We start from the raw sequence: 16,702 nt of genomic DNA, 5'->3' as shown, positions 1-16,702 counted from the left end.
GGCGGGTGCGCTTGAGAGCCTGGATCAGAGCATTGTTCTCCATGGTGGTTTTATCCAGCAGTCTGCGGATGCGTTCGTAATTGCTCTCCACCACTTCCGGAGCCGCCCCGGGAGAAACGGAAGGGGACGGGATGGTATTGATCAGGGATTCTCCGGGACGGGTAGGGAATTCCACGCCCTTGTAGCCGGGAGGGAGGGCTATGTTGGGTTTTGGCCTGGGGCGCTTCGGCACGGAGGCCGGGCGTTCCAGCTCCAGGCCGGATGAAGAAGAGGCGGCGGCCTGCTGCTGGGCCAGCTTCTGCCACTGGTCCAGATTTTCCCTGTTGAGCTGGCGGCGCGTTTGCAGCAGGTTGGGGCGCCATTGGGGATAAGACTTAGCCAGGCGTCCGAACTTGTCTTCCGCCTGCTGTGTCAGGCGGATGGCTCCTATATAATCCCGTTTTTCCACCAGTCCTGCGGCTTGGGTCACCAGCCTCAACGCCTCCAGGTACATGTCCGTTGGATCCTGCTTTGTCCCGGCGGTGGCGGGCATGGGGCCGGGCATATACGACCCCTGGGCCAGAAGGGGCATGGAGCCGCAGGTCAGGGACAAAGCAAGGGTAATGCCAAGGGGGAGAGGAGTCATCATGGGGAGAAGCTTTGTTTACATACGGCACACCGTCCTGAATCGCAAGAATAAACCGTGTCTTGTGCTTGTGTTCGCGGGGGCGGGTGGTAGACTCTTGCCAATCCTTGATTTTTCCCATGAACATCTCCGTTTTAGACCGTTTTTTGAAGTATGTCTCCGTGGGCTCTCAGTCGGACGCGGATTCCGCCACCGTGCCATCCACCCCCGGCCAGACGGAGCTGGCCCGGCTGTTGGCCGGGGAATTGAAGGACATGGGAGCGCAGGCGGAACTGGATGATGATTCCGGAATTGTTTACGCCTCCATCCCTTCCAACGTGGAGGGGAATGTTCCCGTCATCGGCTGGGTGGCCCATGTGGATACGGCTCCGGGAGTCTCCGGCAGCGGAGTGAAGCCCCGCATCGTGCGCTCGTACGACGGCGGAGACATCCTGCTCAATCCGGAACAGGGAATGGTGCTTTCCCCCGCCGTTTTTCCCGAACTGACGGATTATTTGGGCCAGGACCTGGTCGTGACGGATGGAACTACCCTGCTTGGCGCGGACGACAAGGCCGGTGTGGCGGAAATCATGGATATGGCAGCCTCCTTCCTGCTGAACCCCGAACGGCCTCACGGCGAGATACGGATCGCCTTCACGCCGGATGAGGAAATAGGACGCGGAACGGATGCCTTTGACGTGGCGCGATTTGGTGCGGATTTCGCCTATACCGTGGACGGAGGCGCCCTGGGGGAAATTGAATACGAAAATTTCAATGCGGCTTCCGCAGTGGTGACGGTGCAGGGCTCTTCCATTCATCCCGGAAGCGCCAAGGGCAGGATGTTGAATGCCTGCCTGGTTCTCATGGAATTCCAGGGAATGCTGCCCGCGTTCCAGAATCCCGCTTTTACGGAAGGGTACGAGGGCTTTTATCATCTGGATTCACTCCGGGGAGATGTGGAACAGGCGGCTGCGGAGTACCTCATCAGGGATCATGACAGGGCGGCCTTTGAGCGCAAGAAGGAATTCATGCAGGAATGCGTGGCCCTGCTGAACCGTAAATACGGGGAGGGGACGGTAAAGGCAGAGATTACGGATTCCTATTACAACATGAAGGAAAAGATACTTCCGCACATGCACCTGGTGGAACATGCCTGCAGGGCCATGGAAGCCGTGGGAGTGAGGCCGGAAATCGTCCCTGTGCGCGGAGGCACGGACGGAGCCCGCCTCTCCTTCATGGGGCTGCCGTGCCCCAACCTGTGCGCCGGAGGCCACAACTTCCATGGAAAGTATGAATACGTTCCTGTCCGTTCCCTGGAAAAAATTTCCGCCATCCTTCAGGAAATCGTCTCCGGTTATGCCAGGTACGGCCTGGAACCGCCGCCAGGGGAATGAGGAACATGGCGATAAGCGGAGATGTTGCGATTCCGGCATTCGGAAATAAAAATTTTTGCCTGTTCCTGAAACTTTTATTGGGAGGGAGGCGCAATACTGAATCAAGTTCATAAAAGGAATGGCTTTGAATTCCCCGGCGTCCCTAATCCGTGAAGCTGCGGGAAAGTGCTTGCTTTTTTCCCTTCCGTCATGATCATGGCGGCTCACCGTTTTTGATAACCCCCGCATATACACATTTTGATATGAGCGTGATTCCCAATGTCCTGGCTGAAAGGTACGCCTCCGCCGCCATGAAATCCATCTGGTCCGCAGAGGGCCGCATCATTCTGGAACGCGAATTCTGGATTGCCGTGATGAAAGCCCAGAAGGATCTGGGGCTGGATATTCCGGACGGGGTGATTGAGGCCTATGAACGGGTGAAAGACCAGGTAAATCTCCCTTCCATTGACGCGCGTGAACGCGTGACGCGCCACGATGTGAAGGCGCGCATAGAAGAATTCTGTGAACTGGCCGGATGCGAGCATATCCACAAGGGAATGACCTCCCGGGACCTGACGGAAAATGTGGAACAGCTCCAGATATGGAAGTCCATGCAAATCATCCGGGACAAGGCCGTGGCCGTGTTGAACCGCATGAGCGCCCTGGCTGAACAATGGAAGCACGTGACCATTGCCGGACGCACGCACAATGTAGCCGCGCAGACCACGACCATGGGCAAGCGCGTCGCCATGTTCGGGGAAGACATCGTGCACGGCCTGGGTTCCTGGATTTCCCTCATGGACCGTTACAGCGTGCGCGGACTGAAGGGCGCTGTTGGAACCCAGCTTGACCAGCTTTCCCTCTTCGGGCAGGATGCCGGCCGCGTGCTGGAACTGGAAGACCGCGTGTGCGCCCACCTGGGTATCCCTGCCAAGTGGATGAATGTGGGGCAGGTATATCCGCGTTCTCTGGACTTCTCCGTGGTTTCCGGGCTGGTGGAACTCACCTCCGGCTGCTCCTCCTTCGCCAAGACCCTGCGCCTGATGGCCGGCCATGAACTGGCTACGGAGGGGTTCGCCAAGGGACAGACTGGCTCCAGCGCCATGCCGCACAAGATGAACGCCCGCTCCTGCGAGCGCGTCAACGGCTTCCATGTCATCTTGAAGGGTTTCCTGATGATGATTTCCGGGCTGGCCGGGGATCAGTGGAATGAAGGGGACGTTTCCTGCTCCGTGGTGCGCCGTGTCGTCATGCCTGATTCCTTTTACGCTGCGGACGGACTGTTTGAAACTTTCCTGACCGTGTTGAACCAGATGGGCGTGTATGAGGCCGTGGTGGCTGCGGAATTGCGCCGCTACCTGCCTTTCCTGATGACAACCACCATCCTGATGGAGGCCGTCAAGCGCGGCATTGGCCGGGAGACCGCCCATGAGGTGATCAAGGAACATGCCGTGGCCGTCTCCAATGACCTGCGGGCCGGGAAAATCATGGAAAACAATTTGCTGGACCGCCTGGCGGAAGACGGGCGCCTGGGAATAGACCGGGCGGACCTTCAGCGCATTTTTGATTCCAATTCCTCCGCTACGGGCATGGCTGACGCCCAGGTGGAAGCATTCCGCTCCATGGTGAAGGAAGTGACGGACAGGTTTCCGGACGGAGCGGGCTACCAGCCCGGGGATATCCTGTAAAAAGAACCTCGGAAAGAAGCCGGAACTCCCGGTGCACGCGTTTTTTCCAGACGCCGCCCTTTTCGGACGGCGTCTGTATTTTTATGCCGTCCGCATACGTGTTTTTTCAATTTCTTTACGTCAGGAGAGCTTGACGAATCAGAAGGATGCCAGTAAGCTTGAATTCAGTAAACGGGCGCGTACGTTGCATGCGCCTTTGCAAGCAACCCCCTGTTAAACAATTTTCAATATGGAAAACCAGCATCTCAGCCTTTTGGACCGTGTGTACACCGTTCTCAGAAAGAGAGGGGAAGAAACGGAATGGATTACTTCCGCTGATGACCACAACATTAAGACAGGCATCGCATTCGTCCCCTGTGATACGTTCACCCCGGTGAGCCTCCTGTACACCATGATTGAACGTCCGGAGACGCTGGTCATTGACGTGCTTTTTGCCGCCAAGGTTCCTGAAAACCGCCGTGTGGAAGTCAGCATTATCCTCAGCGAACTGAACGCGGACCAGACGGCCGGCGCCTTTCAGCTGGACCCCAACAGCGGGTATGTTTATTACCGCCAGTCCTTCGTTCTGGAAGGCATGGACCTCACGGAAGCCCAGTTTGCCCAGTTGATGAAGAATATTGAAACCGTGGCTGTGGAAACGGCGGAGGCCTATTCCCACATCATGGAGACGGAATATCCCAAATAACGGGACGCGTTTCCCCCGGAGCTGTTGATGAGCGAGGCCCCTCAAAAAAAGGGAACGTCCTGGTCCATAGGCATCGGCCTGGGGATTGTGGCGCTTCTGATAGGCACGGCTATTGTAACGGAGCCGTCCGTCTCTTTTTCCTCCTCCGGAAACAGGGGCTGCGCGCCCGCAGGAACGGAGACACCCCTCCGGCTGCAGACGAACACTCTTTTTATTTCCGCGCCCGGCATCGTGAAGGCCTCCTACCTGACGATGCTTTCTCCCAGCGTTTCCGGAAAGGTGGACAAAGTGCATCCCCTGTTTAATGTGGGGGAAATTGTCCTGAAGGGAACCCCCCTGATGGAATTGGAAAAATTTGAATCCCGCGCCCGGCTGGCGAACGCTCAGGCGGAACTGGAACAGGCCCGCCTGGATGTTTCTACGGAGCAGGCGGAAGCCCTGAAAGCCATCAAAAAGACATACAGCTCCGTCTCCAAAAGCGGAAAGGAATCCGAACTGGTGCTCCGGGTGCCGCAGCGCAGAGCCGTAAACGCCAGGCTGAACGCCGCGGAGGCGTATGTGGCGGAAGCAGAACAGGCCCTCCGGGATACGGTGCTGGAAGCTCCCTATACCTGCCAGGTGGTGGAATGCTCTGTGGGAGCCGGTGCCCGCGTGGTCGCCGGGCAGCCGGTGGGGAAAGTAATTCCTCTTCAGGAGCGGATGATACGGATTCCCGTTCCGCTGGAAGAATTTTCCGCATTGCCCAGGGATGAGCAGGGCAAGGTGAATACGGCTCTGACCGCCTCTTGCGTGCTGAATAATGGAAAACGGCTGCAGTGGCTGGGCCGCGTTACGGCGGTGGATGCGGCGCTGGATTCCAAAAGCAATTCCGCCGTGTTGATTGCCTCCCTGGAGCCGAATGCCTCCCATGTTTCCGAGTGGCAAGTGGCTCCCGTCAATATGGCTCTTCAAGTAGCCATCAACGTTCAAGTTCCCGTTTCCGCGTGGATTCCCGCTTCCGCCGTCAGGGACGGCAGCTCCATCCAGGTAAAAACGCCGTCAGGAATGCAGGAACGCAAGGTGCAGGTAGTGGCGTTAAAAGACGGCAGAGCCCTGGTGACCGTTCCGGAATTCCAGTCAGGGGACGCTCTGATTCTTTAATTCATTTTTTCAAAGGGATATCCTTTCCCACCCATTTTTCTGCCGCGGGGGAATCATTCTTTTCAAAAATTTCCCGTTGGAGGGACAACTCGTCCACAAACTGGAAACCGATACGGCCGGAAGGGAAAATACGGCATCGGGAAGGCGCGGGAATTCTGGAATGCGGAACGCGTGGGAGTCTTTTGAAAAAATATTTTTCGGTATTATTTACTTTAGTCTTGTTTCGTTGATTTTTCCGATTTTTTATCGAAGCAATTTGCTAAATATCAATATTTAAAATATTCTGAAAATCTTGCGACAAGACTATTCTGCATAATTCCGATATTTTTTAATGGGCTTCCAGCCAGTTGCCTCCCGTCCTGGCTTCCACCAGAATGGGAACGCCGTTGGGCAGGGGCAGCGCGCTGACCATGGCTTCCTCTATCTTGGGAATGAGAGCCAACTCATCCCTGTGCAGGTCCACCAGCAATTCATCATGAATTTGGAGGATAAGCCGGGATCTGGTGCCTTTCAGCAATTTGTCCACATGGATCATGGCTATTTTAATCATATCCGCCGCCGTGCCCTGGATGGGGGTGTTGATGGCAGTACGTTCCGCGGCGGACTTAATGGTCTTGTTGGCGGAATTGATTTCCGGAATCATCCTCCGTCGCCCCAATAGCGTTTCCGCGTAACCGGCTTGTTCCGCTTTGTGAACCAGGTCTTCCATGAAGGATTTAACTATGGGGAACTGGGTAAAATAGTTTTCAATCAAAGTGGCGGCTTCTCCGCGGGGGCAGCCCAGCCTCTGGGAGAGACCGAAGGCGGAAATGCCGTAAATAATGCCGAAATTCACCGTTTTGGCCGCACGGCGCATAACGGCGTCCACCTGGTCGCGGGGAATGCCGTACACACGGGCGGCCGTTTCCGTATGGATGTCCCGTCCTTCCCTGAATGCTCCGCACATGGCGGGGTCTCCTGAAAGAGCCGCCATGATGCGCAGTTCAATCTGGGAATAATCCGCAGACAGCATGGTGTATTCCTCTGAGGCGGGGACAAAGGCGGTGCGGATCAGGCGCCCCTGTTCCGTCCTTACCGGAATATTCTGAAGATTGGGATCCTGGGAGGCAAGCCTCCCGGTTGCGGTCAGCATCTGGTGGAATTGGGTATGGATGCGTCCATCCCGCGGGCAGATATACCTGGGCAGTGCATCCAGATATGTGCTCTTCAGCTTCATATTCTCCCGGTAAGCCAGGATATCCGCTACAATGGGATGCTGGGGGGCCAGAGCGGAAAGGGTGTCTTCATCCGTCACGAACTGGCCCGTCTTCGTCTTCTTGGGCTTCTTCACCAGCTCCAGTTCTCCGAACAGGAAATCTCCGAGCTGCTTGGGGGAATTCAGATTCAGGGGATGGCCTGCGGCTTCTTCAATTCTTTCCCGTAGGCCGTCAATGATGGCTCCCACCTTGACGGAAGCCTTCTCCAGGGATTCCGGAAGCACGCGGATGCCGGAAAACTCCATGTCCGCCAGCACGGGAAGCAGGGGCAGTTCCACGGTACGGAACAGTTTTTCCATGCCGCTTTCCTTGACCTGCCTTTTCAGGACGGCGGAAAGCTGGAGGGTGATATCCGCATCCTCCGCCGAATATTTGCCCATTACTTCCACGGGAACGCCGCTGGTGTCCAGTTCCCGTTTTTTTGCTCCTGGAGCGGCAATGTCCTTCAGTTTAATCGTGGAATATTGCAGCAAATTTTCCGCCAGAACGTCCATTCCGTGCTTCATGCCTGGAGCGATCAGGGCATGAGCCAGCAATGTATCGAAAAAGGGGCCTTTGACATGGATGCCGTTGGCTCGCAAAACCTCCAGGTCAAATTTCAGATGATGCCCTATCTTCTCTGCGGGGCCTTCCAGGAGCGGCCTGACTGCTTCCAGATCCGCCGGACCGGAGACAGGCATGTACCATGCCTTGTGCGGTTCAGCGCAAAAGGCGACGCCCAGCAGGTTGTCCATGAGGGGATTCAGGCCCGTCGTTTCCGTGTCGAAGCACCAGGAATCATACTTTTCCAGCTCGGCTGCCATGGCGGAACGGGCTTCCGGCGTATCTGCAATAATATATTCGTGCCTGAAATCATCTACCGTTTTCAAATGGCGTTCCTCAAATAAATCCATTTGTCCCGAACCGTTCTGCCGTACTCCCGACACAGGGGCGGAGGGTTTCGCCGACGAAGGCTGTTCCGTCCGGGGGGCGGGAGCAAACAAATCGTCTGCCGGGAGGGGGGCTTTTCTGGGCTCCGGCGCTTTTTTCCCGAACAGCTTGGCCTGCATGGACCGGAATTCCAACTCCTGGAGAAGGGCCTGCAGTTCTTCCGGGCTGGGTTCTCTTTTAACCAATTCAGGCAGGGTCACCGTCAGGGGAACGTTCCGGTCAATGGTGGCCAGTTGCTTGGAAAGGGTTGCCATGTCCCCGTTTTCCTCCACAATCTGTTTGCGCTTCCCTTTCAGTTTATCCGTATTAGACAGCAGGTTTTCCACGGAGCCGAACTCTCCGATCAGCAGCTTGGCCGTCTTTTCCCCCACGCCGGGAAGCCCCGGAATATTGTCGGAGCTGTCGCCCATCAGGGCCAGAATATCAACTACCTGGTCCGCACGTTCAATGCCCCATTGCTCCTTGAGCTTTGCCAGGTCAATCACTTCGTGGTCATTGCCCCTTTTGCCGGGTTTCCACAGAAAGCAGGTGGAGGAAATAAGCTGGCCCAGGTCCTTGTCCTGGGAAACCATGTAGGTCTGGAATCCCTCCGTACCGTCCGCGATGCGTGCCAGCGTGCCTATCGTATCGTCCGCCTCATAGCCTTCATAGCGCAGAATGGGAATATTCATGGCTTCCAGCAATCTGAAAATCAGGGGCATTTGGTCGCTCAACTCTTCCGGCATGGATTCCCGGTTGGCTTTATAGGCAGGGTAAAGCTTATGGCGCGCCGTGGGAGCGGAAGTGTCGAAACAGGCCGCGATGTGCGTGGGGCGTTCGTGCTCCAGAATGCCCAGCAGCGTATTGGCGAAGCCGTACACGGCGGAAGTATTGACTCCCTTGGAATTGCGGATGGGATTGGAGAAAAAGGCGAAGTGGGCTCTGTAAGCCAGGGCCATTCCATCCAGAATAAAAAGGCGCTTGGAAGGGGAATCAGTCATTTCTGCCTTACTTTACCATGCGGTCCGGCGGGAAGCCACCGTTAAATGCGCCTCCGCATTCTCTGCCGATCGGGGCGGAGAAACAATCTTGAGAGCGCTTTTTTGTTGCCTCCTGACTATGAAGACCAGTCCTGCTTCTTGTAAAATTTGCTGGAGCCCGGCCGGGAATGTTTTGTCTCCGTTCATCCTTCTTTAAGGATTGATTTTCTTACAGGAAACATTATCATACTCCGTTTCCATGACTTACACCATCACTCCTTTGATTGCAGAGGATGCCATCTGCGCGCGCGTCAGGGAACTGGCCGCATCCATTGACAGGGCCATGGCAGGAAAACCCTATATTTTATTGCTGCTGCTGAACGGCGCTCTTCCTTTCGCTGCGATGTTGGAGAAGCATTTGAAATCCCGGCCTGCGGTGAAAGCCGTCAAAATTTCCAGTTATGCCGGAATGAGAAATTCCGGTTCCGTGGCGTGGGAGGGGGATTGCGGGGATTTCCAGCCCGATGTGCCTGTTCTGGTGGTGGATGACGTTCTGGATACGGGTGCTACGCTGGATGAAGTTTGCCGGGAATTGAAAAGAAGAGGGGTGAAGGAAGTCCTCACTGCTGTAGCCGTGGACAAGCACTGTTGCCGGAAAGTGCCTTTTGAGGCTGATTACGTGGCTTTTACGCAGGGAAACGATTTCCTGGTGGGGTTTGGAATGGACCTGGATGGGCATTACCGGGAACTCCCGTACATTGGGAAAGTGGTCATGGCTGACACAGTTGAGAATTCAGATTGAACAACCTGTTGAAAAAAAGTGTCCAAAACAATTGGAGCGGCAGAATTATCCGCCGTTCTGCTTAACAAGGGAAACCGGAAAGGAGAACCAAGACATGAAAATCAACAGGGCAAGACAACAGGAAAGCGTGGCCGTTTTCGGCCGCGAAACATCTCTTATACGGGATGTTTTGGACAATCTGGAACTGGAACATGCGCTGACGTGGCTGTTGGAGGCCATCAGCCAACACCAGTCCGGAAAAATGGGCGGGGAACCGTGGCACCTGTACCAGACCACGCTGTTCGCCATGTATGTGGACTATGACAACGGCAAAGTGCGCCTGTCCGCCGCGCTGGCATGCCACGATGCAGATCTGGAAATGTCCTTGAAGGATTTTGTGGAGATATTGAGCCGTGAAGCCGTCAAGGAGGCGGCCCCTCTTCATTATACCCCTGGGAGTTCCGGCAAATGCATCCACCGCTACCGCAATCCGTATTTTAAACGCAGGCGGCGGGACCGGGAACCGGACATCGGTTTTTACTCCTGAGACGGATTTCGCCGCGAAGTGGCATCCTATCCTTTCCAAAAGACCGGATTCTCTATGGACTCCGGCCTTTTTTCACTTTTTCGGGAGGGCTTTCCATAAATGGACACGGGGTACCGGACAAGGTAAAAAATGCGGTTTTTACTCTGATTTTGAAATGAATATTGACCCCGTTTCTTCCCGTTCATGAACGGGAACGGCGGAAAACATGCGGCGGATGATATTTCCCGGAAATGGCGGGTGCTTGGGCGGCCTCAAATTGACAATCGCTTGTGAAATATTAGAATGATCGGCAGCGCTTCCGGCTCAGGGGCCCAGCACAGTCAACCGAAATGAAAAGCAGCAGAATCAGAATTGCAACGAGGCGGGATGCGGCCAAGCTGCTGGAAATTTACGCTCCGTATGTGGAAAAGACAGCTGTCACGTTTGAATATGAAGTGCCTGCAGTGACGGAGTTTGAAAAAAGAATAGATCACATACTGGGAAAATACCCCTATTTGGTTGCGGAAAGGGCAGGGGATATTTCCGGTTATGCCTATGCAGGAGTGTTCAAGGACCGCGCAGCGTATCGCTGGGCTGTGGAAACGACGGTATACGTGCGGGAAGACATGAAAAAAATGGGAACGGGAAGGGAACTGTATGCAGCTCTGGAAAAGATTCTCTCCATGCAGAATATTTTGAATTTAAATGCGTGCATTGCTTATCCCTGTGAAGCTGAAGACCCCTATCTTACACGGGACAGCGTCCAGTTCCATAAACGTTTGGGGTATCAATTCGCAGGGAAATTTCATCGGTGCGGATACAAATTCGGCCGCTGGTACCATATAATCTGGATGGAGAAGTTTCTTGGGGGCCATACGGAAAATCCGCCCGCAGTGAAATCTTTTGGCGAGGTAAGGAGCCTTATCGCGGATAAACTCGGAATTTGGTAAAAGGCGGCTCCGGGGCGCATTCGGAAACAGAAAATATTTCCGAATCAATAACATGCCGATGTTCCGGCATGCGGTCACAAGGGGGACTTTTTGTTGCAAAGTTAGTTTAGACTAATTTTTAATTGACATCGTTTGGCCGGATTATTATTTTCCGCTCCGGCGGGAAAAAATGGCGGATACGCCATAAAATCCTGCCGGATTGGAAGATGCCTCCCTGAGGAGGATACGGATGTTTTCATTATCAATAAAAAACCATGAACGCATACAAACGCATGTTGTTGGCCGGCTTTTGCGCCGGAAGTACAATCCTGGCTTTCGGTAGCCAGGCTCAGGCGGCCAAGGCCGCTTCCCCCAAGGTGGATAAAACGAGCGCGGCGATTGCCGCCTACGCGGATGAGCTTGTCATTCCCACCTACAAGATGATGAGTGATAACGCTCTCAAATTCGCCAAGGCCGCTAAAGAGCTGAAGGCTGCTCCTACCGATGCCAAGGTTGCTGAAGCAGGGAAGCTTCTTCTTGAAACGCGCGTGCCGTGGGAACTTTCGGAATCCTTCCTCTTTGGCCCGGCTGCTTTCGCCAACCTTGACCCGAAGCTGGACTCCTGGCCCCTGGATACCACGAACCTTGATGCCGTCGCCAAAAACGCGGACAGCAAGAGCGTAACGATTGACGCCGCCTACGTACGCAATTCCCTCGGCGCGGAAACGCGCGGTTTCCATGCTGCCGAATACCTGCTGTTCCGAGATGGGCAGCCCCGCAAGGCCGCCGATCTGACCTCCGGACAGCTTTCCTACCTTGCCGCTGTGGCCGAGGTGATTGCTGAGGATGCTATCACGCTTGAAGCCTGGTGGGCGGGTTCTGACAAGATCAGCGAAGAGAAGGCCAAGATTCTTGAAGAAGCTGAAATAGAACCCGGCAAGTCCTATGCGGGGGAATTCAAAAAAGCTGGCCAGGCAGGCAGCCGCTACGAGTCAAACTCGGAAGTGCTTGATGAAATCATCGGCGGCAGCAAGGACATTATTGACGAAATAGCCGATTCAAAGGTGGGCAAGCCCTACGAAACGGCTGACGCCGCCGACTGTGAATCCCTTTACAGCTACACTTCTCTGGTGGACTCCCGCCACAACGTACAGAGCGTAGAAAAATCCTACAATGTGATTTCCCCTCTCGTAGCCTCCAAGTCCGCGAAGGTTGACCAGGCTGTGAAAGGTTCTATCGCCAAGGTATTCAAGAGCCTTGACGCCATACAGGGGCCCCTGGTGAAAAATCTCGACAAAAAGGAGCAGCTCAAGGCAATCATCGACAGTTGCAAGGAACTTTCCGAAAACCTCGACAAGGTTCAGGAACTTCTTGTGAAGTAATTTAACCCGCATTGCCCAGGGTCGGCAAGGCCCTGGGCTGCAATATCATATTGTCGGCTGGCTGACGGAGACGTGTACCACGGTCCGTATTTCTGGAAAGCCTGCCAATCATCAATGCACATGGAGTATCGACAATTTGCAAAACCTGCGGCTGTCCTGGTGCTCGGAGCGGGAGCGGCCGCCTGGGCAATAGTGAATTCCGGAGGTTCTGGGGATGCGGCTCCTGAACAATCTTTTATCCCGGACACGGCAAGGAATGCCGGCGTTTTGGGACATCCCCGCATTTCCGGACGCGCACTGATTAATCCGGCCCAGGGGAGTGCATCAAAATTTGACAATATCAAAGCCGAATACATGACAGCTTCATGCGTGAGCTGCCATGTGAACCGCGGCCGTGATTTCACGCCCCCCGCGCTCAGGACGAAAGATGGCGATCCCGGACCGGCTTACTATCTGGGCGGTGAAAAGGGAACGGTGTTTAATGCCACCAGTAAAGCGTTTGAGCAGGAATCGCCGGCAATTACTGAAGCCGGCCTGACGAATCGTTTCAAGGCGGGCGAAATTATTTTTGAAGGGAACTTCGTACCCGTGAAGCGCAATCGCTTCGGCGGTCTCGGCCCCACTTACATTAAATCATCCTGTCTGGCCTGCCACCCCGGTTATGGCCGCGGACAGCGCACCGGCAATTTTGACAGGCAGTACGGCAACGGTTATCTGGCCTTTGTACATAATCCCGATGGCACCCCGGTTAAGGGGTACACGGGCATGCTGCAGACGAAAGCGGTTCCTCCTTTTGTACCTTATGCCAAGGGTGTGAAAATAGAATGGCATGATTTTGTTGACCAGTACGGAAACAAATATTCGGACGGAACGCCCTACAATGCGGGCAAGCCGACGGAGGGCACGTTGACTTATCCCACGGCAGATGTGATTGAGCCGTTGCTTCCGCTTCCGTCCGATTACCGCGTGTCAATCGAATCAACAATCGGCATTTACGGAACGGGGCTGCTTGATGCCATCCGTGACGAGGATATTATTGCCGAATACAGGCGCCAGAAGAGCATGACAGGACCGGTGAAGGGGGTTCCTGGCAAATGGATTGACGAGCCCGACGGCACCCGGCGCCTCGGCAAGTTCACGTGGGACTGCTCGCGCGCCACACTGGAAAACGGTCCTGGCGCCAATGCGCTTTGGAACGTGACGAATGTAACGCGCAAAAACCGTCCGAACATCTACATGACGCCCGAATGGCTCGAAAAACAGAAGGAACTTGGCATTGATGTAAGCGGTCTTGAAGGCCCGCAGGAAGAGGAACTCTCAATGCAGCAGTATGAAGATTTCATGGTCTGGCATCGCGGGCTGGCCGTGCCTGCCGCCCGCAACCTGGACAAGCCTGACGTGCGCCGCGGACAGGAACTCTTCAATAAACTGGGGTGTGCCGGTTGCCACAAGCCTGAATGGACAACGGGGGAATATAAGCCGCTTCCCGGTTATGCAAACCAGACCATCCGCCCCTATACGGATATGCTGCGTCACGATATGGGGGAAATCAACCGCGGACGTTCTCGTTTCTGGCGTACGCCGCCCCTCTGGGGAAGGGGGCTGATGCACAAAACCGCCAACCATACCGATATGTTCCATGACCTGCGCGCCCGCGACTTTGAAGAGGCTATCCTGTGGCATTTCGGCGAAAGCGAATTCTCCCGTGAAATGTTCCGCCATCTCTCCGCCAAAGAGCGCGGCCAACTGATTCAATTCCTGAAATCACTTTAAAAAAACTAATATACTCATGACCTGCAACTTGGAAAAAAACAAAGGTGTTTCCGTCAAGTCGCTCCCGCTGGGCGGAGAAGGCGCATCTCTGCAATTCGTTACGCTCGCCGGAAGCGAACCTGGGCAGTTGGCCGAGCATGCCGAATTACTCCAAAAAGCTGAAAAAAACGGTCTCCGGTGGATTGGCCCGGAAGTGTATGGCAGCGCTGATCTGGATATCTCCCCGGTGCCCGGGGCGGGGATGACTGCCTTTTTGGGTACGAAAACGGGCGCATCCTTCTATCGAGGCATGCAAATTTGCGCGGTGGAGGGGGTAAATGCCCGGGCGATTGAGTTCAATGGCCGCTCCGCCGGCGTTTTTTATGAGGATGAATATGCCGAGTATGCCGTTTTGGGCGGTTTGTCGCCCCGTGACCGGACAGCCGGACGAACCGAGCAGACATTGGATGTATTCCGGCAGATGGAAGAAGCGCTGAACCGGGCCGGTATGGATTTTTCCCATGTGGTCCGCACATGGTTTTACAATAACCGCCTGCTGGACTGGTATGAAGAGTTCAACCGCGCCCGCGACACATTTTTTGAAAGCCGCGGCGTGTTTGATCGTCTGGTTCCGGCCAGTACGGGGATTGGTTCCGGCAATCGGGAAAATGCGGCCTTGTCGGCCCGCGCATTTGCCATTCGGCCTAAGGGCGACCGTGTGACAGTAAAAGATATCCCTTCGCCTCTGCAATGTTCGGCTCAGGATTACCGCAGCTCATTCAGCCGTGCGGTAGAAGTGGACCACCCTCTCTTCCGGCAAATCATCGTCTCCGGCACGGCCAGCATTTCCCCTGGCGGAGAATCCGTACATCTCGGCGATATCGACAAACAAACAGAGCTTTCGCTGGACGTGATTGAAGCCATCCTGAAATCACGCGGCATGGGCTGGAAGGATGTCGTCCGTTCCGTAGCCTATTTCAAAGACAAGGATTATGCCCCTCACTACGAAAAAATAGCTCTGCGCCGCGGCCTCGCCATCATGCCCTGCATTGGCATACAGGCCGATGTGTGCCGGGACAATCTGTTGTTTGAAATGGAACTTGATGCAGCCGTGTTGAAAGCCTGAGAAAATGGCATTCAGAATCATTCAGTGGAGCTTTCTGCTTGGCCTTGCCTTTTATTCGCTCTTTATCGGGGCGGCTCAAGTGTCCTTGTCCGACCTGTGGCAGATGGATGGCGAGCAGCTGCAGTTCTGGTGGGAGATCATGCTGCAAAGCCGCATTCCGCGCCTCTGCAGCATTCTCGTGGTAGGCAGCAGCCTGGCCATCAGCGGCTTGATCATGCAGCGCATCACCAATAACCGCTTTGTGTCGCCGACTACGGCAGGCACGATGGAGTGGTGCCGCTTTGGGGTAATGATCGCCATTCTTTATCTGCCCGGAGCCTCTCCCATTTGGCGCGTGGGGGCCGCCTTTGTGATTTCTTTGATAGGCACCTCATGCTTTCTGGCGGTGATTGCGCGTGTGCGGCACCAGAATGTCATTCTGGTGCCCCTGATAGGCATCATGCTGGGCGGCGTGGTGAATGCCGGAGCCGTTTTTTATGCCTACCAGTTTGATATTGTACAGAATATGGCGTCATGGCTGCAGGGGAGTTTCTCCCTTGTCATTGAGGGTAATTATGAATTGCTCTATGCCAGCATCCCGTTGATGCTGCTGGCCTATGTTTATGCCGATCTCTTTACGATTGCCGGCATGGGGCGCGATGCCGCGGTGGCGTTGGGGCTGAACCATGCAAGCATCATGTGCATGGGACTGGTGATAGTATCCATCATCAGCTCAATCACGATTGTGGAGGTAGGCTACCTCCCCTTCATCGGATTGATCGTGCCCAATATCGTGAGCATTTTCCGGGGGGATGCCGTGAAGAAAATCTTGTTTGATACGGCTTGGCTGGGGGCCATGCTTGTTCTTGTTTGCGACGTGGCAGGGCGCATGCTTATCGCCCCCTTCGAAATCCCCATCGGCGTTATCCTGAGCGTGGTCGGCGGTGCTGTATTTCTGGCCATGCTCTTCCATAGAAAAACGTATGCCTGATTCCATTCCACATCAAAAAGATGATGCCTTCCGCAATGCTGCCGGCCGGCGTCGCGCGTTCCCGGCCTTCCTGATTCTGGGTCTGCTCTGCGTGGGGCTGGCGCTCGTATATGTCTTTCAGGGGATGACCCCCGAAACGTGGGACTTTAACATGGCCCGCCGCATTCCTATTGTTATTGCGCTGGTGCTGGTAGGAACGGCCGTGGGGCTGTCTTCAGTCGTCTTCCAGACGATTACAACCAACTATATCCTCACGCCCAGCGTAATGGGGCTGGATAACCTCTACGTATTACTGCAGACGCTCGTGCTCTACTTCGTGGGCAGCACACAGTTGACGACCATGCAGAGCCCGCTCTGTTTCATGGGAGCCCTGTTGCTGATGGTCTGCGTATCTACGGGTATTTTTTTCTACATGTTCCGTGGACAGAATGGCGGCAATATTTATTTTGTGGTGTTGGTAGGCATGATCTTCGGCATAACCTTCGGAGGCTTGTCGAACTTCATGCAGGTGCTGATAGATCCGAGTGAATTTGCCATACTTGAGGGGCGTCTTTTCGCCAGTTTCAATCGCATCAATGAAGAACTGCTGTTTACGGCGGGG

At 54.9% G+C, this 16,702-nt stretch carries 14 protein-coding genes; 12 read left to right on the top strand and 2 right to left on the bottom strand.

Annotated features, from left to right (window positions below):
- Nucleotides 1–628, bottom strand: a 628-nt coding sequence (locus WW58_RS06375) for a hypothetical protein (protein WP_046436276.1), incomplete at its 3' end; no start/stop codon positions are given.
- 116 nt (nt 629–744) lie between these two features.
- Between WW58_RS06375 and pepT the strand changes: the two genes are divergently transcribed.
- From pepT to WW58_RS06355, 4 genes are all read left to right on the top strand, one after another.
- Complete coding sequence (gene pepT / locus WW58_RS06370; protein ID WP_046436373.1) at nt 745–1,998, top strand: peptidase T; 1,254 nt, start codon at nt 745–747, stop codon at nt 1,996–1,998.
- Between the two features lie 242 nt (nt 1,999–2,240).
- Nucleotides 2,241–3,665 (top strand): adenylosuccinate lyase, encoded by a 1,425-nt coding sequence (purB, locus tag WW58_RS06365; protein ID WP_102758425.1) that lies wholly within the window; start codon nt 2,241–2,243, stop codon nt 3,663–3,665.
- A 229-nt stretch (nt 3,666–3,894) separates the two neighbouring features.
- Entirely contained in the window at nt 3,895–4,350 is a 456-nt protein-coding gene (locus tag WW58_RS06360) for a YbjN domain-containing protein (RefSeq protein ID WP_022197192.1), read from the top strand.
- A 27-nt stretch (nt 4,351–4,377) separates the two neighbouring features.
- Entirely contained in the window at nt 4,378–5,490 is a 1,113-nt protein-coding gene (locus WW58_RS06355) for an efflux RND transporter periplasmic adaptor subunit (protein ID WP_288143422.1), read from the top strand.
- 328 nt (nt 5,491–5,818) lie between these two features.
- On the opposite strand, the gene polA is transcribed toward WW58_RS06355, so the two are convergent.
- Complete coding sequence (gene polA / locus WW58_RS06350) at nt 5,819–8,656, bottom strand: DNA polymerase I (RefSeq protein ID WP_046436274.1); 2,838 nt, start codon at nt 8,654–8,656, stop codon at nt 5,819–5,821.
- Nucleotides 8,657–8,894: 238 nt separating this feature from the next.
- On the opposite strand from polA, the gene WW58_RS06345 reads away from it, so the two are divergent.
- The 8 genes from WW58_RS06345 to WW58_RS06310 form a co-directional block, all read left to right on the top strand.
- Nucleotides 8,895–9,437, top strand: a complete 543-nt coding sequence (locus WW58_RS06345; protein ID WP_022197196.1) for a phosphoribosyltransferase — start codon at nt 8,895–8,897, stop codon at nt 9,435–9,437.
- A gap of 94 nt (nt 9,438–9,531) precedes the next feature.
- Nucleotides 9,532–9,963, top strand: coding sequence for a hypothetical protein (locus WW58_RS06340; RefSeq protein WP_022197197.1), 432 nt, complete (start codon nt 9,532–9,534; stop codon nt 9,961–9,963).
- Nucleotides 9,964–10,292: 329 nt separating this feature from the next.
- Nucleotides 10,293–10,892 (top strand): GNAT family N-acetyltransferase, encoded by a 600-nt coding sequence (locus WW58_RS06335; protein ID WP_046436270.1) that lies wholly within the window; start codon nt 10,293–10,295, stop codon nt 10,890–10,892.
- Between the two features lie 254 nt (nt 10,893–11,146).
- Complete coding sequence (locus tag WW58_RS06330) at nt 11,147–12,253, top strand: imelysin family protein (protein WP_046436268.1); 1,107 nt, start codon at nt 11,147–11,149, stop codon at nt 12,251–12,253.
- A 120-nt stretch (nt 12,254–12,373) separates the two neighbouring features.
- Nucleotides 12,374–14,026: a di-heme oxidoredictase family protein gene (locus WW58_RS06325; protein WP_288143421.1), complete on the top strand. Its 1,653-nt coding sequence runs from the start codon at nt 12,374–12,376 to the stop codon at nt 14,024–14,026.
- A gap of 16 nt (nt 14,027–14,042) precedes the next feature.
- Nucleotides 14,043–15,131, top strand: coding sequence for a RidA family protein (locus WW58_RS06320; protein ID WP_288143420.1), 1,089 nt, complete (start codon nt 14,043–14,045; stop codon nt 15,129–15,131).
- A 4-nt stretch (nt 15,132–15,135) separates the two neighbouring features.
- Entirely contained in the window at nt 15,136–16,101 is a 966-nt protein-coding gene (locus tag WW58_RS06315; protein WP_046436265.1) for an ABC transporter permease, read from the top strand.
- On the top strand, nt 16,094–16,702 hold a 609-nt coding region (locus WW58_RS06310; protein WP_288143419.1), incomplete at its 3' end, for an iron chelate uptake ABC transporter family permease subunit. The genes WW58_RS06315 and WW58_RS06310, both read left to right, overlap by 8 nt.

Origin of the sequence: Akkermansia sp. UNK.MGS-1, assembly GCF_000980515.1 — a bacterium.
Taxonomy (GTDB): Bacteria; Verrucomicrobiota; Verrucomicrobiia; order Verrucomicrobiales; family Akkermansiaceae; genus Akkermansia; species Akkermansia muciniphila.
Note: the sequence above shows the minus strand (reverse complement) of the source record. Positions and strands in the feature narration are given on the sequence as shown.

What these genes read in the sequence shown, in the direction of transcription:
- pepT (WP_046436373.1), top strand. Translation starts at nt 745, where the DNA reads ATGAACATCTCCGTTTTAGACCGTTTTTTGAAGTATGTCTCCGTGGGC.
- purB (WP_102758425.1), top strand. Translation starts at nt 2,241, where the DNA reads ATGAGCGTGATTCCCAATGTCCTGGCTGAAAGGTACGCCTCCGCCGCC.
- WW58_RS06360 (WP_022197192.1), top strand. Translation starts at nt 3,895, where the DNA reads ATGGAAAACCAGCATCTCAGCCTTTTGGACCGTGTGTACACCGTTCTC.
- WW58_RS06355 (WP_288143422.1), top strand. Translation starts at nt 4,378, where the DNA reads ATGAGCGAGGCCCCTCAAAAAAAGGGAACGTCCTGGTCCATAGGCATC.
- polA (WP_046436274.1), bottom strand. Translation starts at nt 8,656, where the DNA reads ATGACTGATTCCCCTTCCAAGCGCCTTTTTATTCTGGATGGAATGGCC.
- WW58_RS06345 (WP_022197196.1), top strand. Translation starts at nt 8,895, where the DNA reads ATGACTTACACCATCACTCCTTTGATTGCAGAGGATGCCATCTGCGCG.
- WW58_RS06340 (WP_022197197.1), top strand. Translation starts at nt 9,532, where the DNA reads ATGAAAATCAACAGGGCAAGACAACAGGAAAGCGTGGCCGTTTTCGGC.
- WW58_RS06335 (WP_046436270.1), top strand. Translation starts at nt 10,293, where the DNA reads ATGAAAAGCAGCAGAATCAGAATTGCAACGAGGCGGGATGCGGCCAAG.
- WW58_RS06330 (WP_046436268.1), top strand. Translation starts at nt 11,147, where the DNA reads ATGAACGCATACAAACGCATGTTGTTGGCCGGCTTTTGCGCCGGAAGT.
- WW58_RS06325 (WP_288143421.1), top strand. Translation starts at nt 12,374, where the DNA reads ATGGAGTATCGACAATTTGCAAAACCTGCGGCTGTCCTGGTGCTCGGA.
- WW58_RS06320 (WP_288143420.1), top strand. Translation starts at nt 14,043, where the DNA reads ATGACCTGCAACTTGGAAAAAAACAAAGGTGTTTCCGTCAAGTCGCTC.
- WW58_RS06315 (WP_046436265.1), top strand. Translation starts at nt 15,136, where the DNA reads ATGGCATTCAGAATCATTCAGTGGAGCTTTCTGCTTGGCCTTGCCTTT.